This window comes from Streptomyces sp. NBC_00258 (assembly GCF_036182465.1).
Lineage (GTDB): Bacteria > Actinomycetota > Actinomycetes > Streptomycetales > Streptomycetaceae > Streptomyces.
Genome location: NZ_CP108081.1, coordinates 3,658,801 through 3,678,728 on the forward strand (window position 1 = coordinate 3,658,801; position 19,928 = coordinate 3,678,728).

Genomic DNA, 19,928 nt, shown 5'->3' on the forward strand with positions numbered 1-19,928 from the left:
GTCTAGACCTTGACGTGTCCCATTCAGAGGGACACTCTGAGAGCGCTCTCAAACGACCGGAAGGGGCCGCGCCTCTTCTTGCCTCCCCATGACGGGACGCGGCCCCAGACCATCCGTCCGTCGCATTTCGACTCCGGTGGGAGAAGCCCACCTGGCAGGAGGACGAGCGTGCTTGCCCTACGGAAAGCGCTGGTGGCTCTGGTCGCCGCGGCAACCGTCACCGCGGGACTCACGACGGTGGGCCCCGCGTCCCACGCCGAAGCCGCGGTGCCCACGACCATCCCGCTGGAGTTCAAGAACAACTCCGGGCGCGGCGACCAGATCTACATCTACAACATCGGGACCCTGCTCTCGACCGGCCAGCAGGGCTGGGCCGACGCGAACGGCACGTTCCACGCCTGGCCCGCCGGCGGCAACCCGCCGACCCCCGCACCCGACGCGTCGATCGCCGGACCGGCCAACGGCCAGAGCAGGACGATCCGCATGCCGAAGTTCTCCGGCCGGGTCTACTTCTCGTACGGCCAGAAGCTCGTCTTCAAGCTGACCACCGGCGGTCTGGTACAGCCCGCGGTGCAGAACCCGACCGACCCGAACGCGAACATCCTCTTCAACTGGACCGAGTACACGCTCAACGACTCCGGACTGTGGATCAACAGCACACAGGTGGACATGTTCTCGGCCCCGTACGCGGTCGGCGTCAAGAACACCGCCGGCACCGTCAAGAACACCGGTCACCTGAAGCCGGGCGGCTACAACGGCTTCTTCAACGCCCTCAGGGGCCAGCCCGGCGGCTGGGCCAACCTCATCAAGACCCGCTCCGACGGAACCGTCCTGCGGGCCCTCGCACCCGGCCACGGCATCGAGTCCGGCGCCCTGCCGAGCACCGTCATGAACGACTACGTCAACCGGGTGTGGAGCAAGTACGCCACCTCCACGCTCACGGTGACACCGTTCGCGAACCAGCCGGCCACCAAGTACTACGGCAGGGTCTCCGGCAACGTCATGAACTTCACCAACAGTTCCGGCGCCGTCGTGACCAGCTTCCAGAAGCCCGACTCGGACAGCATCTTCGGCTGCCACAAGCATCTGGACGCGCCGAACGACCTGGTGCGCGGCCCGATCTCCCGCACCCTGTGCGCGGGCTACAACCGGTCCACGCTCCTGACCAACCCCAACCAGCCCGACACGAGTTCCGCGGGCTTCTACCAGGACACCGTGACCAACCACTACTCCCGGAAGATCCACGCCCAGATGGCCGACGGCAAGGCGTACGGCTTCGCCTTCGACGACGTCGGCAACCACGAGTCGCTGGTCAACGACAGCAACCCGCAGACGGCGTACATCACGCTGGACCCGTTCAGCTGAGCGGGCCCGGCCCGACAGCGTGTCGCGAGGACCGGGCGGACCTGCCCGGTCCTCGCGACACGCCCGAACAACAAAAGTGACTCACCGAACATCGACCGTTGAACACACCGCCCGCCCCGCACGTATCTCCCTGCGCTGGCCAAGTACAGATTCCCAACGACCAGTTGGCATATCCCGGGAGGCACCTTTGCGGCGTATCAACGGCACGGCCCTCGTCATCGTGGCACTCGTCGGCACACTCGGCGCGCTCGCGTTCCCCGTGTGGTCGTACGCCGACCGCGCCGGTACGGGAGAGGCGAACCTCGCCTCCGGAACCGTACCGACGCGTTGGGGGCCGCTGACCGCCAACGACCGCGACCTGATCAACCGCGTGCGGCTGGCAGGTCTGTGGGAGTTGCCGGCGGGCCAGCAGGCTGCCGAGCGCTTCCCGAGCGGTCCGGTGCGGGAGGCGGCCGACCACCTGATCGTCGGCCATACCGACCTCGACAAGCGCGCACGCAGCGTCGCGCGGGATCTCGGTCTCGAACTGCCGAACCAGCCCACCGAGCAGCAGCAGGGCTGGCTGAACCAGATGTCCGCGGCGTCGGACGAGGACTACGTGAAGGTGTGGGCGAACCTCCTCCGGTCCGCGCACGGCAAGATCTTCCCGGTGATCGGCACGGTCCGGAACCAGACGCGCAACACGCTGGTGCGTCAGCTCGCCTCGGACACCAACCAGACCGTGCTCGACCACATCACGGTGCTGGAGAAGACCGGCGCGATCGACTTCGACGCGATCGCCAACGACTCGGTGGCCGGATCGACGGCCAGCCCGAGTGGTCCGCCGCCGCCGGTCTCGGGCGTGGCCCCGCCCGCCGCCCCGCCCGCGGAGGCGTCAGGCGACATCCAGACCACCTCGCGGCCCTCACCGGGTGCGCCGGGCACGGTCAACACGAACCGGCCGGAAGCCGAGGACCCGGACAATCCGGGCGGGGCCTCGCCCACTCCCTCGCCCTAGCGAGGGATGACCTCAGCCCGTCCCGAAGCTCAAATGTTGCTCTGAACGTCCCCGCCGATGGGTTCGGCCCCGCTTCCCGGGGCCATGACCCCGTCACGCCGGAACAACAGGTCCGTCGAAGGAGACGACGCACAGGTCCTGGTGAAGCCGTGGTGAAGGAGGGGGACGCGATGAAGCGCTTGGGTACGGGAATCGGGTGGCGGCCGGAGATCGCGGCGGCCGTGGAGGGCATGCCCGGCATCGACTGGGTCGAGGCCGTCGCGGAGAACGTGTGCCCGGGGCACCTCCCGGAGTCGCTGGTGCGGCTGCGCGAGCGCGGCGTCACGGTCGTTCCGCACGGGGTGTCGCTCGGGCTCGGCGGCGCCGACCGCCCCGACGAGGGAAAGCTCGCCGACCTCGCGGCGGCCGCCGAGGCCCTCGGCTCCCCGCTGGTCACCGAGCACATCGCGTTCGTCCGGGCGGGCGGGGCGCTCACCGCCTCGCCCCGCCTGGAGGCCGGGCACCTGCTGCCCGTCCCCCGCACCCGGGACGCCCTCGACGTCCTCTGCGAGAACATCCGCATCGCCCAGGACGCGCTGCCCGTGCCGCTCGCGGTGGAGAACATCGCGGCGCTGATCTCCTGGCCGGGCGAGGAGATGACCGAGGGACAGTTCCTGTACGACCTCGCGGACCGCACCGGCGTACGCCTCCTCATCGACGTGGCCAACCTCCACACCAACCACGTCAACCGCGGCGAGGACCCCGCCAAGGCCCTGGACGAACTGCCCGTCGAGGCCATCGCGTACGTCCATGTCGCCGGCGGTTTCGAACGCGACGGCGTCTGGCACGACAGCCACGCCCACGCCGTGCCGCCGGCCGTCCTCGCGATCCTCGCCGACCTGTCCTCCCGGGTCCGCCCGCCGGGCGTGCTCCTGGAGCGCGACGAGAACTTCCCCGCACCTGCCGAGCTGGAGCGAGAGCTGACGGCGATACGGGAGACGGTGGAGAAGGGTGCCCTTTCGGTGGTTCCGAAGGCATCGGATTCGGTGGTTCCGAAGGCATCGGAGGCACCGGAGCCGACGGAGGTCCCGGACGACGCTGCCGCGAGCCCCGCCGCCGAGCGGGCATCCGCCGATGGCACCTCCGACACCCCCGGAACCGCCGAGCCGGATTCAGGCGACCACACCGACTCCCCCGATTCCGGTGACGCGTGGAAGGCATCGCCGTCCACCGACCCCTCCCGCCAGCGGCTCGCCCTCGCGCAGGCGGCCCTGTTGTCCGCGCTGGTCGCCGGGACGCCCGTGCCGGAGGGCTTCGACGGGACCCGCCTTTCGGTGCAGGCCCGGGCGCTGGCGGGCAAGCGGGCCGACGTCGTGGCCAAGGTCGCGCCGGAGCTGCCGGAGATTCTGGCGGGGGCGTACCGCAAGGCGTTCCTCGCGTACGCGCACGGCCACCCGATGACCGGCGGCTACCGGCGGGACGCGCTGGACTTCGCCGAGCATCTGCTGCTGGGCGGCCGGCTGGAGGACCCGGACGTACGGCGGCGGGTGAGCGCCTGGTGGCTGGAGCGCTCGGGTCCCGCGCCGCTGTCGCAGCACCCGGCGGCGCGGCTGGCCCGTGCCACGCGACGGGTGCTGCTGAGGCGATGAGGCCCGTCCTGCCGAGGCGATGACGGGTCCCGCCGGGGCGTTGAGACCGAGTCGACGCCGGGCGTAGAGGCCTTCGTCACCGCGTGACATCGCTCACCGGGCGACATGGGCGCCGAATCTGTACAGAACCGCGGGCCCCTTGCCTGCTCAGTGCCCCTGGCTCGGCGTCCGGGCGCGCGGGCTCGCATCCGGCCGACGCCGGGCGCACCCCGCGCGTGCGCGTGGTGCGCGGAAGCCCGCCCGTCGTCGCCCGCGCGCCGCCGCACCGCCTCCACCTGCGAAAACGCCCCGCCTGCGGCCGTCTGTCCGGATTCGTACGGCAACCGTCCGAACCCGTACCTCAGTTGACGTACACCGCGCAGTAATATTCCAGCCCCGACCCGAAGCGCACTAACGTGCGGTGCCGCAACAGGAGGCACCATGCGATCCATCAACAGCCGCAGACTGTTCAGCGGCACCGGGCTCATCGTCACGGGCCTGGCGGCGACCCTCGTGGCGCTGATCTTCCCGATCTGGTCGTACTCGGACCGGTCGGGCACCGGTGTGGACACGCTGAACGCCCAGACCTTGTCGACGAGGTACGGTCCGCTGTCCGCGCTGGACCGCGACTTCGTCACCAAGGTGCGGCTCGCGGGCCTCTGGGAGCTGCCCGCCGGCCAGCAGGCCGAGGAACGCGGTACGACCCAGGCCGTCAGGACGGCGGGCGAGCACCTCGTCGAGGGCCACACGTTCCTGGACGAGCGTGTGCGCGAAGTGGCCTCACAGCTCGGCCTCCAGCTGCCCAACCAGCCCAACGAGCAGCAGCAGGCCTGGCTCGGCACGCTGAGCGCGGCACGGGGCGAGGAATACGACGTGCAGTTCGCGAACATCCTGCGCAAGGCGCACGGCAAGGTCTTCGGCCTCGTCGCCCAGGTCCGCGCGAACACCCGTAACTCGCTCGTCCGCCGCCTCGCCGACGACGCGAACACCACGGTCCTGGACCACATCACGGTCCTGGAGGCCACCGGTCTCGTCGACTTCGACGCCCTGGCCCGGGACGCGGCCACCGCGAACCCGCCGCCGCTCACCAGCTCCCCCGCCCCGCCCGGTCCGACGGACTCCCCGAGCCCGCCCGTCCCGGTCTCCCCGTCCCCGGCCGCCCGCTCCGCCTCGCCGACGTACACCCTGCCGCCGCCCGCGACGAGCCGCCCACCGGAGGACGACGAACCGAAGGATCCCAAGGGGCCCAAGAACTCCGAGGCCTCGAAGGACGGGGACACGGGCGGGGACAAGTCCGGGAACAAGAAGCCCTGAGAACCGGAACGCACCGAAGCGAAACGTCACACTGCGACGACGCTCCGTCCAAATTGTGAACAAGCCGTGGCGCGCCCCGGCCTCCTTCGCATAGAAATCCCGCATGTTCTGGGTCCTCCTCCTGCTCCTGGCCTGGGTCGCGGCCGGCACCACCTGTACGCGTCTGTGCCTGGCCTCCGTCCGCGCCGCCGCCGTCGACGAGACGGACCGGTTCCACGGCCGCGGCCTCACCCTGTACGAGGCCGCGTTCCTGTCGGGCGGCCCCGCGCGGGTCGCCGATCTGACGCTGGTGTCGATGGCCCGCCAGCACCGCCTCCTGCTCGCCCACACGGGCTGGGCGACCGTCGTGGACCCGCGCGGCCGGGACGAGATGGAGCGCTCGGTGCTGGGCGCGATAGGCCCGTACGGACAGTCGCGGATCGCGCCGGTCCGTACGACCGCTGCCGCCGCGGAGTCCGTACGTGTCCTCGCCGACCGCCTCGTCGCGGCGGGCCTCGCCGTGCCGGACGGCGCCCGCACGACCGTCGCGGGCGCCGTCCGCCAGGTGCGGGCCGCCGCGGCGGCGGTGCTCGCGCTGGGAGCGGTCGCCCTGTTGATGCCTTCTCAGGCGCAGGAGAACCGGGCCCTGGTGGCCATCTGGTTCACGCTCCCCCTCATCCTCACGCTGAGCTGCCTCGCCATCGCCCGGATCGAGGTCCACCCCTACACGCGCTGGGCCTCCCCCGCGGGCCAGCACCTGCTCAGCGCCCTGGCCCGCCGCGCCGACACGGGCAGCGACGACCGTACGTACCTGACCACCGTGGCCGTACGCGGCATCCGCGCGATCGGCGAACCGGATCTGCGGGCGGCCTTCGCGCACCGCGAGCCGCACGCCTAGAACGCGCCCTGGACGCACGCCGGGCGCGCATCGGGGTCATTGCGCCGACACCGGCGGGCCGGTGCTTTACTTCGCCAAGTACCAAACGAAATATCCCTTTTGTTGCTGCCGTGCACTGAAGGGAACGCGATGCGAGCTGCCGCCCTCTACGGAACGGCCGGGTCCCTGGTTCTGACCGCCGTCGTCGCCGCCCCCGCGGGCAGCGCCCAGACCCCCCTCGGCTGGACCGAGCTGCACGGCACGGCGGTCGCCGCCCAGCGCGCCGCCGCCGAGGGCATCCGGTTCGGCAACTGCTCTCAGGAGCAGGACACCCCGGGCAGCCTGCAGTGCGGCACGGTGGAGGTGCCGCTCGACTACGCACACCCCGAGGGCAAGAAGATCAAACTGACCGTCAGCCGGGTGAAGGCCACCGGCAAGGACGGCAAACGGCCGGTCCCGCGGCAGGGCTCGCTGGTCTTCAACCCCGGCGGCCCCGGCGCCTCCGGCATGTACTTCCCGCTGATCGGCATGATCCCCGAGTGGAAGCGCATCGCCGGGGCGTACGACCTCGTCGGCTACGCCCCGCGCGGGGTCGGCCGCTCGGCGCCGCTCTCCTGCCAGGACCCGAAGCGGCTCCTGAAGGGCCCCACACAGTCGCCGACGTACCCCTCGGAGTCGTACAAGAAGGAACGCGTCGCGCGGGCCAAGGCGTTCGCGCGGGGCTGCGTCGAGCGGTCGGGGCGCGAGATCCGGCACTTCTCCTCGCTCAACAACGCCCGCGACCTGGACGTCCTGCGCGCCGCCCTCGGCGAACGGAAGCTGACCTTCATGGGGGCCTCGTACGGCACGTACTTCGCCTCGCTGTACGCGACGCTGTTCCCCTCGCACGTACGCCGGATGGTCTTCGACTCGGCCGTGAACCCGGACCCGGAGAAGGTCTGGTACCGGAACAACCTCGACCAGTCGGTCGCCTTCGAGGGCCGCTGGGCCGACTTCCGCACGTGGATGGCCAAGCACCACAAGGTGTACGGGCTGGGCCGCACGCCGGAGGAGGTGCTCCGCAGCTACGAGCGTGCGAAGGCGCGGCTCGCCGCCGAACCCGCGGGCGGCAAGGTCGGTCCGGGTCAGCTCCAGAGCACGTTCCTGCAGGCCGGGTACTACGACGACTACTGGCCGCAGCGCGCGCTGGCGCTCTCCGCCTATCTGAAGGGCGATCCGGAGCCGCTGATCCGGCAGGCGGGGCCGAACCCGGACGCGGTGGAGGAGCAGGAGAACAGCAAGGCGGTCTACATCGCCACCGAGTGCAACGACGCGCCCTGGCCCCGGGCCTGGCACACCTGGGACCGCGACAACACCCGGCTCGCACGCGTGGCCCCGTTCGAGACCTGGGACAACGTCTGGATGAACCTGCCCTGCGCCTACTGGCCCCTGTCCCGGCAGCGTCCGCTCGACGTACGCACATCACCGGGCGAGCTGCCGCCGACGCTGATCCTGGCGGCGGAACGAGACGCGGCGACGCCGTACACCGGTGCCCTGGAGCTGCACCAGCGCCTGTCCGGCTCGGTCCTGGTGACCGAGCGGGCATCGGGCACCCACGGCATCGGCGGCGGCTCCAACGCCTGCGTCAACGCCTATTTGGACGCGTACTTGCTGGAGGGCGAGCTCCCGATGCGCCGCGCAACCTGCGCACCACACAAGGAGCCAACCCCGGTAGCGCCCCTTTAGAGGCGGCGCCCTTCAGGGGCGCGGCGAACTGCGCGACCAGCCCCCACACACCCGCAGCCGACGTACCAGCCCACCCGCGGAGCGACTACGCAAGCCCGGCAACCAGCTCAGCAACAGACTTACGCCGCCCGGTATAGAACGGCACCTCTTCCCGGACATGCATCCGCGCCTCGGACGCACGCAGGTGCCTCATGAGGTCCACGATCCGATACAGCTCATCGGCCTCGAACGCGAGCATCCACTCGTAGTCACCGAGCGAGAACGAGGCAACCGTGTTGGCACGCACGTCCGGGTACCCCCGGGCCATCTTGCCGTGGTCGGCGAGCATCCGGCGACGGTCCTCGTCCGGCAGCAGGTACCAGTCGTAGGAGCGCACGAAGGGGTACACGCTGATGTAGTTGCGCGGCGTCTCGTCGGCGAGGAACGCCGGGATGTGCGAGCGGTTGAACTCCGCCGGCCGGTGCAGCGCCATGTTCGACCAGACCGGCTCCAGCGCGCGGCCCAGCTTCGTACGGCGGAAGAGGTTGTACGCCTCCTGGAGCTGGTCGGCCGTCTCGGCGTGCCACCAGATCATGAGGTCGGCGTCGGCGCGCAGCCCCGACACGTCGTACGTGCCGCGGACCGTGACGTCCTTGGCGTCGAGCTGGTCGAAGAGCTCCTGGACCTCGTCCGCGTACCCGGCGCGGTCCACGGGCAGGACGTCACGCAGCTTGAACACGGACCAGAGGGTGTAGCGGATGACCTCGTTCAGGTCCTTGGCCTTCTTGCCGGCGTTCGGAATCCTGGCCTGGCCGGTGGTGGGGGCGTCGTCACTCATGGGGCTATTCTCCCGCTCCGCCGTGCAGGCTCTGCACCGGGTTCGCGCTCAGCGCGTCCGTCAGTCCTGCGCGGTCGCCGGTCAGCTTGTCCACGGCCGCGTTCGCGCTCGCGACACAGGCCGGGATGCCGACGCCGTCGTACGCCGCTCCGCAGACTGCGAGGCCCGGCAGCTTGCCGACGTGCTCACGGATGCGGGCCACGCGCGCGTGGTGCCCGACCGGGTACTGGGGCAGTCCGTCGGTCCAGCGGGTCACCCGGGTCTCGACGGGCTCGGCGTGCAGGCCGGTGGCCTCGCGCAGGTCGTGCCGCGACACGTCGACGAGGCCGGCGTCGTCCCGGCCGAGGATCTCCGTCTCGCCGTAGCGCCCGACGGACGTGCGCAGGACCACCACGTCCGGGTCCTCCTCCGCGATCCACCCCCACTTCTGGGAGGCGAACGTCGAGGCCTTGATGGTGCGCCCGTCAACAGGCGGCACCAGAAAACCGCTGCCTTCGGGGAGGGCGATCTCGTCGCGGCGGTAGGCGAGGGTGATCAGTGCCATGGAGGCGTACTCGACGGTCGCGAGCTCGGCCGCGGCGGCCGGGGCCTCGGCGCCGAGCAGTCCGGCCGCGGCACCGGCGGGCACCGCCACCACGACGGCGTCGGCATGGAGGACGTCACCACCGGCGACGACACGCCAGCGCCCGCTGCCGTCCGCCTCGCCCTCGACCCTCCGCAGCTCCGTCACCGGTGCTCCCGTGACGATCTCGCCGCCCCGCGCGCGGACCGACTCCGCGACGGCGAGCGGGAGCCCGCCGATGCCGCCCTCGATACCGGTGAAGACCGGCCCTGTCTGTTGGTTCTGTGCCGCTCTCGCCTGGATCTCGCGGACCGCCTCCGTCAACGACGTGTGGGTGCGGGCCGCCTCGAAGAGCTGGGGGACGGCCGAGCGCATCGAGATGCGGTACGCGTCGCCCGCGTAGACACCGCCGAGGAGGGGCTCGATGAGGCGGTCGACAACTTCACGGCCGAGGCGCGCGGCGACGAACTCCCCCACCGCCACGTCGTCGCCGACCTCCGTGCGCGGCAGGTCGCGGTCGCGCTCGATCCGGCGCAGGCCCTCCTCCGAGAGGACTCCGGAGAGGGCCGCCGCGTCGCCGGGGACGCCCATGACGTGCCCCTTGGGCATGGGCCGCAATGCCCCGCGCGTCCAGATCGAGGCGCTCGCCGTCGCGGGCGGCTGGAGCCGGTCGGCGAGGCCCACCTCGCGGGCGAGCGCCACCGCCTCGGGCCGCCGGGCGAGCATCGACTCGGCACCGAGGTCGACCCGCACTCCGGCGATCTCGCCGGGCAGCAGCTTGCCGCCGAGCCGGTCCGAGGCCTCGAACACGGTCACGCGCGCTCCGCCGTCCAGCAGCCGGTGGGCGGCGGCCAGACCGGCGATACCGCCCCCGATGACGACGACATGACCCGTGCCCGTACGTGTGTCTGCGTGCATGTCTCCACTGTCCCAGACCCCACCGACGGTCCCGCGGGCCCCGGTACCCGTGAACGTGCCGGTGAGGGTGTCCATGACGAGTCCCGACCGTGACCTCTTCGGGACCGGATTCGGCCAACGTCTCACAAGGGCTCTGCGTCGTAGGAGCGTCAGTCATCACGACACCCTCGGGGGTAAGCCGATATGCAGACGCGTGGCAGTGGTACGACCAGGCACCGATCCGCACGACCTGTCCAGATCCTTTCGGCGCTCGCGCTCGCCGCCGCCCTCGCGCTGACCGGGTGCACGGGCGCGGCCGACGACGGAGGCGCGAGTTCGAGCGGCGACAAGGCCGCCGCCCCGGGCGCGAACGAGGCGGGCGCGGGCGCGGCCGACAGCGACGCGAGCGGCGGCAAGAGCGAACAGGCCGCCGCGCCACCGAAGCTGACCGCCCACATCATCCACACCGCGTCCCTGACCGTGCAGGTCAAGGATGTGCCGAAGTCCCTCGACGAGACCCGCACGGTGGTCGAGAACGCGGGCGGCATGGTCGGCAACGAGACCACGGACCGCGACTCCGAGGGCCGCGAACGCTCCCGTGTCGTCCTGCGAGTGCCCTCGGACAAGTACGAGGAGGTGCTCACGGAGCTGGAGGGCTCGGGCAAGCTCATCGACCGCAGGGCGAAGGCCGAGGACGTCACGGAGCAGGTCGTCGACGTGGAGAGCCGGATCAAGTCGCAGCGCGCCAGCGTGGTGCGCATCCGCGAGCTGATGGACCAGGCGACCAAGTTGAGCGATGTGGTCACCCTTGAGGGCGAGTTGAGCACCCGTCAGGCCGACCTGGAGTCGCTGCTGGCCCAGCAGGCGTCCCTGAAGGACCGTACGAGCCTGGCCACGATCACCCTGTCGCTGTCCGAGACACCGGTGAAGAAGGTCGTCGAGGACGACGACCCGGGATTCGCGGACGCGCTCGGTGGCGGCTGGGACGCGTTCGTCACCATGTTCCGCTGGATCGCGCTGGCTCTCGGGGCGGTCCTGCCCTTCCTGGTGGGCGCGGCGCTGCTGCTGTTCCTGTGGGTGCGTTTCCTGCGCGGCCGCACGCCGGCCCGCCCGGTCGCGGCGGCGCCGAGCGGCGCGGGTGCGGGCACAGGTTCGCTGCCGGTCGCCCCGCCGATCCGAGGAGAGGGCGACGACAAGGACTGAACGACCCGAACGGCACTGGCGGGACCGAAACAGCGACGCCCCGTAGCGTGTTCGTATGAGCATGAGCCGTGCGAGCCGTTCCCAAGAGCGCCTGGTGGTCGTCGGTGGGGACGCGGCGGGCATGTCCGCCGCGTCCCAGGCGCGCCGTCTGAAGGGCCCCGACGAGCTGGAGATCGTGGCGTTCGAGCGGGGCCACTTCAGCTCCTACTCCGCGTGCGGCATCCCCTACTGGGTGGGCGGTGACGTCACGGACCGGGACCAGTTGATCGCGCGCTCTCCGGAGGAGCACCGGGCGCGCGGGATCGACCTGCGGATGCGTACGGAGGTCACGGAACTCGACGTGGCGGGCGGCCGCGTACGCTTCCGGGATCTGGAGTCCGGGGCCGAGGCGTGGACGTCGTACGACAAGCTCGTGCTCGCGACGGGCGCCCACCCGATGCGGCCGGCGCTCCCCGGCATCGACGCGCCCGGGGTGCACGGCGTGCAGACCCTCGACGACGGGCAGGCACTCCTCGACACGCTCGCCCTCACGGCGGGCCGCCGCGCGGTGGTGATCGGCGCGGGGTACATCGGCGTGGAGATGGCCGAGGCGCTGATCAACCGCGGGTACGAGGTGACGGTCGTCAACCGCGGCCAGGAACCCATGTCGACGCTCGACCCGGACATGGGCCGTCTGGTGCACGAGGCCATGGAGGGTCTCGGCATCACTATGGTGAACGACGCCGAGGTCACCAAGATCCTGACGGGTGAGGACGGCCGGGTCCGCGCGGTGGCGACGGAGGACGACGAGTATCCGGCGGACGTGGTGGTCCTCGGCATCGGCGTACGTCCCGAGACCGCGCTCGCCGAGGCCGCGGGGCTGCCACTCGGTGACCACAAGGGGCTGCTGACCGATCTGGCGATGCGGGTGCGCGGGCACGAGAACATCTGGGCGGGCGGCGACTGCGTCGAGGTCCTCGACCTGGTCTCGGGCCGCGAACGCCACATCGCCCTGGGCACCCACGCCAACAAGCACGGCCAGGTGATCGGCGCGAACGTCGGCGGCGGCTACGCCACGTTCCCCGGCGTCGTCGGCACGGCGGTCAGCAAGGTCTGCGATCTGGAGATCGCCCGTACCGGCCTGCGCGAGAAGGACGCCCGCCGGGCGGGCCTCCAGTTCGAGACGGTCACCATCGAGTCGACGAGCCGCGCGGGCTACTACCCGGGCGCCGACCCCATGACGGTCAAGATGCTCGCCGAACGCCGCACCGGCCGCCTCCTCGGCGTCCAGATCGTCGGCCAGGAAGGCGCCGCCAAACGCGTCGACATCGCCGCGGTGGCCCTCACCGCCCGCATGACGGTCGAACAGATGACAGCCCTGGACCTCGGCTACGCCCCACCGTTCTCCCCGGTCTGGGACCCCATCCTGGTAGCGGCCCGCAAGGCGGTGATCGCGGTACGAGGAAGGACGGCTTGACGCCGGACTTCTTGGCTGCGGGGAGGGCGCCCCACAAGGGGCGCGGGGAACTGCGCGACCAGCCACAACGAACCCGCAGCCGCCACCCCCGCTCAGGCCCCCTGGGCCGACCCGTTCCCGTTGATCTTCTCTATGGCCTGCCGAGCCTGCTCACCCGGCGACCGAGGCAACGACGAGACCGTCGACACCGCAGGCGCAGACACCGCCGACGGCGGCATCGGCGGCGCCTGCTGAGGCCGAGCGTGCGACCCCGCCTGCCGGCTCCGCAGCCGATGGCTCACCGCCTCGTCCAACGTCACGGGCCGCTGCATACTGGCGGACAACCGACCGGCCTCCTGGCCGAGCGCGGCCACGTCCTCCCACGACAGCCTGACCACGAGGGAAAGCTCCGCCTCTCCGTCCGGCGTGGCGATCAGGGGCTGAGTGACTCGGTCGTTCATTGACCTGTTCCTCACGTGTTGCTTGGATCACGACGGTTGCCGAAACATACGCACACGCCCGCGGTCCCGTTCAGAGTCCCCCGAACCCGGGCAGGATTTCCGCGTGGTCATACCCGTCCATGACGTAAACCCGGTCCGTCGCACGCCGTATGTGACGTACGCGCTGATCGCCGCCAACTTCGTGGTGTTCCTGGCCACTCCGGGTGTGGCGAGCTCGATCACCGGCGAGAGCGGCCCTGCCCAGCTGTGCCACCTCCAGGCGTTCCTGGACCACTGGGCGGCGGTGCCCAGGGAGCTGATCCACGGGCAGACCCCGACGACCGTCCCCACCGGTGACGTGGGCGTGGGCCCGCAGGGCGCCGGCTGCGTCGTCGGCCCGCCCGGCTACGACAAGTCGCCCCCGGTGTCGGTGCTCACGGCGATGTTCCTGCACAGCAGCTGGCTGCACCTGCTCGGCAACATGCTGTTCCTGATGATCTTCGGCAACAACATCGAGGACCGCCTCGGCCACATCCGCTACGTGCTGTTCTACGTGGCCTGCGGCTACGCGGCGGCGTACGGCTTCGCCCTCGTCAACGCCGACTCGGGCGACCCGCTGATCGGCGCGTCGGGTGCGATCGCCGGCGTCCTGGGCGCGTATCTGGTGCTCTATCCGAAGGCCAGGGTCTGGGTCCTCGTCCCGTTCCTGATCTTCCTGCCGCTGCGCCTGCCCGCGTGGATCGTCCTGGGCTCCTGGTTCGTCCTGCAGGCGGTCTACTCGTCGGGCACCGGAGTCTCGGCGGCCGGCACCGTGGCGTACGTGGCCCACGTCGTCGGCTTCCTGGCGGGCATGCTCCTCGCCTGGCCCCTGCGCCCCGGTACCCCACCCCCACCCGAGCCCCGAGGCCTCCTGTGGGGCAGAAGAGCACACCCCCGCTGGTGAGCCCGGACTAGCCGGCCGTGCGCGTGTGGACGTACTCGACGAGTCGGGTCAACGCGTCCGGGTCCATCGACGGCAGGACACCGTGCCCGAGATTGAAGACGTGCCCCTCCAGACCGGCCGCCGCGTCGAGGACCTCCTGGGTCTTCTCCTCGACGGCCTCGGTCGGGGCGAAGAGGACCGCGGGGTCGAGGTTGCCCTGGAGCGCCTTGCCGGGGCCGACGCGACGGGCGGCCTCGTCGAGCGGCACCCGCCAGTCGACACCGACGACATCCGCACCGGCCTCGCCCATGAGCCCGAGCAGCTCGCCCGTACCGACACCGAAGTGGATGCGCGGGACGCCGTACTCCTCGACGGCCTTGAACACCTTCGTCGAGGCGGGCATCACGGAGCGCCGGTAGTCGGCGGGCGCGAGCGCGCCGACCCAGGAGTCGAAGAGCTGGACGGCGCTTGCCCCGGCCTCGATCTGCACCCGGAGGAAGGCCGCCGTGATGTCCGCGAGCCGGTCGAGCAGGTCGGCCCACAGCTGCGGGTCGCCGTACATGAGCGCCTTGGTGTGCTCGTGGTTGCGGGACGGGCCGCCCTCCACGAGGTAGCTGGCGAGCGTGAAGGGCGCACCGGCGAAACCGATGAGGGGCGTCGGGCCGAGTTCGCGTGTGAGCATGCCGATCGCCTCGGTGACGTACGAGACGTCGTCGGGCGTCAGGTCGCGCAGTTGGGCGAGGTCGGCGCGGGAGCGGATCGGCTTCTCGACGACCGGACCCACACCGGGCTTGATGTCGAGGTCGATACCGATGGCCTTCAGGGGTACGACGATGTCGCTGAAGTAGATCGCCGCGTCCACGTTGTGCCGCCGTACCGGCTGGAGCGTGATCTCGGTGACCAGCTCGGGCCGCATGCAGGACTCCAGCATGGGGATGCCCTCGCGCACCTTCAGGTACTCGGGCAGTGACCGCCCCGCCTGCCGCATGAACCACACGGGCGTGTGCGGCACGGGCTCGCGTCGGCACGCCTTGAGGAAGGTGGAGTCGTACGTCGCTGTCGGCTGCTGGCCCTTGGGGCGGTCAATGGCGCTCACGCCGAAAAGTCTCCCACGGTCGGCGCGGCCCCCGACCCCGGGTAGGGCCGCGCCCGGGACCCGCACGTGGGCGGAGGAGAGGGGCGCGGCGGTCCGGGTCAGCGGGACTGAGGGCCCCGGCGTTGCGGGAGGCTGACGATGGAGGCGTCGCCCGGGGCGGCCGGGGGAAGGCCGGCGATCTGGGCCAGGAGGTCGCACCAGGACGCCAGATGGGAGGCCGTGTCGGGGACACCGCCCAGGCCTTCGCGGGGTGTCCAGGAGGCGCGGATCTCGATCTGGGAGTTGGCCGGCCGGTCCGCGAGGCCGCCGAAGTAGTGGGAGCCGGCCCGGGTGACCGTGCCGCTGGGTTCGCCGTAGGAGAGGCCGCGGGCCTGGAGCGCGCCGGTCAGCCAGGACCAGCAGACCTCGGGAAGCAGCGGGTCGGTGGCCATCTCGGGCTCCAGCTCCGCGCGGACCAGGGTCACCAGGCGGAACGAGCCCTGCCAGGCGTCGTGTCCCGCCGGGTCGTGGAGCAGGACGAGCCGGCCGTCCGCCAGATCCTCGTCTCCGTCGACGACCGTGGCCTCCAGCGCGTAGGTGAAGGGGGCGAGCCGCTGCGGCGGCTTCGTCGGGTCGATCTCGATCTGCGGCCGCAGCCGCGCGGACCTCAACGCGTCGACAGCGGCCCGGAAAGGCAGCGGAGCCGCCTCCGTCGCATCCCGTTCCCCCTCCTTCGCGTCGTCCATTCCGCCAGCGCCGTCCGACAGTCGTCCCTGAGCCGCAGCCATGCGGGGAAGATTAAGGGGAACAGAGCCTTCGCGCAGGGAGAGACACCCGTGCGTGGGACCACTGTCCGGATCACATCGCGCGAACACGGCACTTCTTCTTGGGGTTTTGGGGGCTCGGGCCGTCTCCGGAGCGCCCGAGCCGGTACGCGAACGACTCTGCCCTTTTGTCGATACGACCACTTTCGGCCGCGTAACGAAGCGGAGCGAACTCGTTTCGATCTTCGGATGATCGATCGCCCGTCCGAATTGCACGCATTGTTACTCACCAAATCGTGATCATTCTCTAAAGGCGGACGGGTTTGGTGCCGAAGACCTCTGTGACCTTGAAAGCACGGTTCGTCCCGGCTTCATCCCCACAGCCGGTCCCCCGTCCCGCACCCCAGGAGGCCTGGTGTCCGTTCTCCTCGAGCAGCCCGCAAGCCTGGTCGCCTACCGCCCGAACAAGCCGACCGCGATGGTGGTCGTGGCCGATCCCCGTGTGCGCTCCACCGTCACCCGCCACCTGTGGGCGCTCGGTGTTCGCGACGTGATCGAGGCCTCGTCCGTCGCGGAGGCTCGTCCCCGCATCGGCAACCCCCGCGACATCTGTGTCGCAGACGTCCATCTCCCCGACGGCTCCGGCCTCACCCTCCTGTCCGAAACCCGGGCCGCCGGCTGGCCGAACGGCCTGGCCCTGTCCGCCGCCGACGACATCGGCGCCGTACGCAACGCCCTCGCGGGCGGCGTCAAGGGCTATGTGGTCACCGGCACCCGCACGAACCTCGGGCTTCCCAGCCGGCCGGGCGCCGCCCCGATCGGCTCGGCGGCCGCCCGTATGCACCGCCGTCCCCCGGGCTCCCCGAGCCACCCGGGCGGTTACCGCGAGTTGTCCGGCCGTGAGGTCGAGGTGCTCCGGCTGGTGGCGGAGGGCCAGTCGAACAAGGCCATCGGCGTCTCGATGGGCCTGTCCGCGCTGACCGTGAAGAGCCACCTCGCCCGTATCGCCCGCAAGCTCGGCACGGGCGACCGCGCCGGAATGGTCGCGGTGGCCCTGCGGACGGGGATCATCCACTGATTCCGGATTCACCGATGATTCAGGATTCACTGACCTGACTGGTTTACGACCCTCAGACGCCCGTCGACGGAACGTTCCGTCGACGGGCGTCGTCGATACACAGATACCCTTGACAGGTGACCGACGCCCAAGAGACCGCAGCAGACAGTTCACTGCGAACCACCGGAGGCGCTCCTCCGGACGACGTCGAACCGGCGCCGATCCCCTTGCTGGAGCCCCGCGACGGAATTCCGCCCGTCATCGCCGACGAGGCCTCGCTCGCCGAGGTGATCGCCGCGTTCGAGGCCGGCAGCGGCCCCGTCGCCGTGGACGCCGAGCGGGCGTCCGGCTATCGCTACGGCCAGCGCGCGTATCTGGTGCAGCTGCGTCGCGAGGGCGCGGGCACCGCACTGATCGATCCCGTCGCCTGCCCCGATCTGTCGGGCCTCGGCGAGGCGCTCTCCGGTGTGGAGTGGGTGCTGCACGCGGCCACCCAGGACCTGCCGTGTCTGCGCGAGATAGGCATGGTCCCCAGCCTCCTGTTCGACACCGAGCTGGCCGGACGGCTCGCCGGGTTCCCGCGGGTCGGCCTCGGCGCGATGGTCGAGGGCGTCCTGGGCTTCGTACTGGAGAAGGGACACTCCGCGGTCGACTGGTCGACGCGTCCGCTGCCCGAGCCGTGGCTGCGCTACGCCGCGCTCGACGTGGAACTGCTCGTAGACCTGCGCGACGCGCTGGAGAAGGAGCTCGACCGGCAGGGCAAGCTGGAGTGGGCCCGCCAGGAGTTCGACGCGATCGCCTCGGCGCCGCCGCCGGAGCCCCGCAAGGACCCGTGGCGCCGTACGTCCGGGATGCACAAGGTGCGCCGCCGCCGGCAGATGGCGGTCGTACGGGAGCTGTGGGAGACCCGGGACCGGGTCGCGCAGCGCCGGGACATCTCGCCGGGCAAGGTGCTCGGGGACGCGGCCATCGTGGAAGCCGCCCTCTCACTTCCGGCCAACGTTCACGCACTCGCCGCGCTCAACGGATTCGGGCATCGGATGGGGCGGCGTCAGCTGGAGCAGTGGCAGGCCGCCGTCGACCGCGCGAAGGAACTGCCGGATGCCGAGCTGCCGCAGCCTGGGCAGCCGCTGACCGGGCCTCCGCCGCCGCGGGCCTGGGCGGAGAAGGACCCGGCGGCCGCGGCTCGGCTGTCCGCGGCGCGGGCCGCTGTCTCCGCGCTGGCGGAGACGCTGAACATGCCTCAGGAGAACCTGATCACTCCGGACACGGTTCGGCGGGTTTGCTGGGAGCCGCCGGCTTCCGCGGACGCCGAGTCCGTGGCGGCCGCGCTCGCCGGGTACGGGGCTCGGCCCTGGCAGGTCGAGCAGGTTACGCCGGTGCTGGTGGTGGCGTTGGCCGCCAAGGCCAAGTCCCAGGAATGAACGAGGGTCGCCCGGTCGCCGTGAGTGGTTGTGACTCATGGCGGCCGCGGGCCGTTCCTACTTCGTCGCGCCCCTCGTGAAGCCGTTGTAGATTTGACTTGCTCCTCGGGCTGAAGCCCGAGGATTCTGGCCTTCTCCGCCGGTTGCTGTGCCGCTACGCGGCACGGTTTCCGGTGGGGAGTCCGTGGCTTCCTGCTTCGTCGCGCCGTGCCAGGACGAGTCCTGGTCTGACCGGCGCTCCACAGGCTGCAACCGCCAGTCCGGCGGCCGTTTTCACGTTCTTCGCGGCATTGTGGTCCCGGTCGTGCACCGCACCGCAGGCGGCACAAGTCCACTCCCGGATGTGCAGGGGCTTGGGGCCGTCCTTGGCCCCGCACCCCGAACACACCTGACTGGTCGGCTCGAACCGGCCGATTTTCACCAGGGTGCGCCTGTACCGGACCGCTTTGTATTCCAGCATGGCCACGAACTGCGCCCAGCCCGCGTCATGCACACTCTTCGCCAGTCCGGCGCGTGCCAGCGCCCTGACCGCCAGGTCCTCCACACCGATCCCTTGGTTCTCGGAGATCAGCTGCGTGGAGAGTTGGTGGTGGAACTCGCGGCGCGCATCGGCCACCCCCGCGTGGGCGCGAGCGACCTTCAAACGGGCCTTCTCCCGGTTGTTCGACCCCTTCTGTTTGCGGGACAGCTCACGCTGGGCCTTCTTCAGCTTCTTCTCCGCCCGGCGCAGGAACCGCGGGGAGTCGATCTTCGTCCCGTCGGAGAGGACGGCGAAGTGGGTCAGGCCCAGGTCGATGCCGACCGTGTGGTCGGTGCCGGGCATCCGGTGGGCGTCGGCGGCCGGGTCGATGTCGATGACGAACGAGGCGAAGTACCGTCCGCCCGCGTCCTTGATCACGGTGACCGAAGAGGGCTGCGCGGGCAGGGTGCGGGACCACTTCACCTTCACCGCCCCGACCTTCGGCAGGTTCAGCCTTCCGGAACCGGTGACCGACCAGGGGGCGTTCGCGGTGAAGCGGATCGACTGACGAGTGTCCTTTCGGGACTTGAACCGGGGCGCACCGCTCTTCGAGCCCCTGCGCTCACCCTTGAGGGAGGCGAAGAAGTTCCTGTAGGCGCTCTCCGCGTCGCGCAGGGACTGCTGGAGCACCACTGCGGAGACCTCGCCCAGCCAGGACCGCTCGGGTGTCTGCCTGGCCTGGGTGATCAGCTTCCGGGAGAGCACACCCGCCGTGGGGAAGGCTTCGCCCGCCCTGCGGGCGTCCTCGCGGGCGCGCACGGCATCGTTGTACACGACGCGGGTGCACCCGAACGCCCTGGCCAGCGCCGTGCGTTGGCCGGTGTTCGGGTACAGCCGGAAGGCGTACCGAAGCTGCATGCGGTGATCGTACGAACGAGCGCCCCCCTGTCACCAGAGGGAACATACGAACGACCGGTACCCCCTGGAACCGGCAGGAGTAGAACAGCC

At 70.9% G+C, this 19,928-nt stretch carries 17 protein-coding genes; 11 read left to right on the forward strand and 6 right to left on the reverse strand.

The window, feature by feature from the left end; genetic code table 11:
- Nucleotides 1-168 precede the first annotated feature (168 nt).
- From OG718_RS16335 to OG718_RS16360, 6 genes are all read left to right on the forward strand, one after another.
- Nucleotides 169-1,365 carry a glycoside hydrolase family 64 protein gene (locus OG718_RS16335; protein ID WP_373466146.1) on the forward strand — a complete coding sequence of 399 codons (1,197 nt, stop codon included), beginning with the start codon at nt 169-171 and terminating at the stop codon, nt 1,363-1,365.
- A 187-nt stretch (nt 1,366-1,552) separates the two neighbouring features.
- On the forward strand, nt 1,553-2,362 hold the full coding sequence (locus OG718_RS16340) for a DUF4142 domain-containing protein (RefSeq protein ID WP_143638438.1): 810 nt from the start codon (nt 1,553-1,555) through the stop codon (nt 2,360-2,362).
- A gap of 170 nt (nt 2,363-2,532) precedes the next feature.
- Nucleotides 2,533-3,990, forward strand: coding sequence for a DUF692 domain-containing protein (locus OG718_RS16345; protein WP_328844474.1), 1,458 nt, complete (start codon nt 2,533-2,535; stop codon nt 3,988-3,990).
- 420 nt (nt 3,991-4,410) lie between these two features.
- The gene (locus tag OG718_RS16350) at nt 4,411-5,283 is read left to right on the forward strand and encodes a DUF4142 domain-containing protein (RefSeq protein WP_328844475.1); all 873 of its coding nucleotides are present in this window, start codon (nt 4,411-4,413) and stop codon (nt 5,281-5,283) included.
- A 103-nt stretch (nt 5,284-5,386) separates the two neighbouring features.
- Nucleotides 5,387-6,160, forward strand: coding sequence for a TIGR04222 domain-containing membrane protein (locus OG718_RS16355; protein WP_328844476.1), 774 nt, complete (start codon nt 5,387-5,389; stop codon nt 6,158-6,160).
- A 129-nt stretch (nt 6,161-6,289) separates the two neighbouring features.
- Nucleotides 6,290-7,864 (forward strand): alpha/beta hydrolase, encoded by a 1,575-nt coding sequence (locus OG718_RS16360; RefSeq protein WP_328844477.1) that lies wholly within the window; start codon nt 6,290-6,292, stop codon nt 7,862-7,864.
- Nucleotides 7,865-7,949: 85 nt separating this feature from the next.
- Here the strand turns inward: OG718_RS16360 and hemQ are convergent, their stop codons facing one another.
- Both hemQ and hemG read right to left on the reverse strand, forming a co-directional pair.
- A complete protein-coding gene (hemQ, locus tag OG718_RS16365; RefSeq protein WP_143638428.1) occupies nt 7,950-8,681 on the reverse strand; it encodes a hydrogen peroxide-dependent heme synthase in 732 nt (243 codons plus the stop codon).
- Nucleotides 8,682-8,685: 4 nt separating this feature from the next.
- On the reverse strand, nt 8,686-10,161 hold the full coding sequence (gene hemG, locus OG718_RS16370) for a protoporphyrinogen oxidase (RefSeq protein ID WP_328844478.1): 1,476 nt from the start codon (nt 10,159-10,161) through the stop codon (nt 8,686-8,688).
- A gap of 183 nt (nt 10,162-10,344) precedes the next feature.
- Between hemG and OG718_RS16375 the strand changes: the two genes are divergently transcribed.
- Together OG718_RS16375 and OG718_RS16380 are read left to right on the forward strand one after the other, a co-directional pair.
- Nucleotides 10,345-11,343, forward strand: coding sequence for a DUF4349 domain-containing protein (locus tag OG718_RS16375; RefSeq protein WP_143638424.1), 999 nt, complete (start codon nt 10,345-10,347; stop codon nt 11,341-11,343).
- Between the two features lie 55 nt (nt 11,344-11,398).
- Nucleotides 11,399-12,799, forward strand: coding sequence for an FAD-dependent oxidoreductase (locus tag OG718_RS16380; protein WP_328844479.1), 1,401 nt, complete (start codon nt 11,399-11,401; stop codon nt 12,797-12,799).
- Between the two features lie 92 nt (nt 12,800-12,891).
- Here the strand turns inward: OG718_RS16380 and OG718_RS16385 are convergent, their stop codons facing one another.
- On the reverse strand, nt 12,892-13,239 hold the full coding sequence (locus tag OG718_RS16385) for a hypothetical protein (protein ID WP_143638420.1): 348 nt from the start codon (nt 13,237-13,239) through the stop codon (nt 12,892-12,894).
- A 103-nt stretch (nt 13,240-13,342) separates the two neighbouring features.
- Here OG718_RS16385 and OG718_RS16390 point away from each other — a divergent pair, with 103 nt between their 5' ends.
- Nucleotides 13,343-14,161, forward strand: coding sequence for a rhomboid family intramembrane serine protease (locus OG718_RS16390; protein ID WP_143638418.1), 819 nt, complete (start codon nt 13,343-13,345; stop codon nt 14,159-14,161).
- A 7-nt stretch (nt 14,162-14,168) separates the two neighbouring features.
- On the opposite strand, the gene hemE is transcribed toward OG718_RS16390, so the two are convergent.
- Nucleotides 14,169-15,236, reverse strand: a complete 1,068-nt coding sequence (gene hemE / locus OG718_RS16395) for a uroporphyrinogen decarboxylase (protein WP_143638416.1) — start codon at nt 15,234-15,236, stop codon at nt 14,169-14,171.
- 98 nt (nt 15,237-15,334) lie between these two features.
- Entirely contained in the window at nt 15,335-16,003 is a 669-nt protein-coding gene (locus tag OG718_RS16400; protein ID WP_143638414.1) for a DUF3000 domain-containing protein, read from the reverse strand.
- 391 nt (nt 16,004-16,394) lie between these two features.
- On the opposite strand from OG718_RS16400, the gene OG718_RS16405 reads away from it, so the two are divergent.
- Together OG718_RS16405 and OG718_RS16410 are read left to right on the forward strand one after the other, a co-directional pair.
- Entirely contained in the window at nt 16,395-17,057 is a 663-nt protein-coding gene (locus OG718_RS16405; RefSeq protein ID WP_143638412.1) for a response regulator transcription factor, read from the forward strand.
- Between the two features lie 116 nt (nt 17,058-17,173).
- The gene (locus tag OG718_RS16410; RefSeq protein ID WP_328844480.1) at nt 17,174-18,460 is read left to right on the forward strand and encodes a ribonuclease D; all 1,287 of its coding nucleotides are present in this window, start codon (nt 17,174-17,176) and stop codon (nt 18,458-18,460) included.
- A 154-nt stretch (nt 18,461-18,614) separates the two neighbouring features.
- On the opposite strand, the gene OG718_RS16415 is transcribed toward OG718_RS16410, so the two are convergent.
- A complete protein-coding gene (locus tag OG718_RS16415) occupies nt 18,615-19,838 on the reverse strand; it encodes an RNA-guided endonuclease InsQ/TnpB family protein (RefSeq protein ID WP_328844481.1) in 1,224 nt (407 codons plus the stop codon).
- Between the last annotated feature and the right edge of the window lie 90 nt (nt 19,839-19,928).

Bases quoted from the DNA above. Each gene is read 5' to 3' on its own strand.
- hemG (WP_328844478.1), bottom strand. From the start codon at position 10,161: ATGCACGCAGACACACGTACGGGCACGGGTCATGTCGTCGTCATCGGG.
- OG718_RS16360 (WP_328844477.1), top strand. From the start codon at position 6,290: ATGCGAGCTGCCGCCCTCTACGGAACGGCCGGGTCCCTGGTTCTGACC.
- OG718_RS16380 (WP_328844479.1), top strand. From the start codon at position 11,399: ATGAGCATGAGCCGTGCGAGCCGTTCCCAAGAGCGCCTGGTGGTCGTC.
- OG718_RS16350 (WP_328844475.1), top strand. From the start codon at position 4,411: ATGCGATCCATCAACAGCCGCAGACTGTTCAGCGGCACCGGGCTCATC.
- OG718_RS16345 (WP_328844474.1), top strand. From the start codon at position 2,533: ATGAAGCGCTTGGGTACGGGAATCGGGTGGCGGCCGGAGATCGCGGCG.
- OG718_RS16355 (WP_328844476.1), top strand. From the start codon at position 5,387: ATGTTCTGGGTCCTCCTCCTGCTCCTGGCCTGGGTCGCGGCCGGCACC.
- hemQ (WP_143638428.1), bottom strand. From the start codon at position 8,681: ATGAGTGACGACGCCCCCACCACCGGCCAGGCCAGGATTCCGAACGCC.
- OG718_RS16415 (WP_328844481.1), bottom strand. From the start codon at position 19,838: ATGCAGCTTCGGTACGCCTTCCGGCTGTACCCGAACACCGGCCAACGC.
- OG718_RS16400 (WP_143638414.1), bottom strand. From the start codon at position 16,003: ATGGCTGCGGCTCAGGGACGACTGTCGGACGGCGCTGGCGGAATGGAC.
- OG718_RS16385 (WP_143638420.1), bottom strand. From the start codon at position 13,239: ATGAACGACCGAGTCACTCAGCCCCTGATCGCCACGCCGGACGGAGAG.
- OG718_RS16375 (WP_143638424.1), top strand. From the start codon at position 10,345: ATGCAGACGCGTGGCAGTGGTACGACCAGGCACCGATCCGCACGACCT.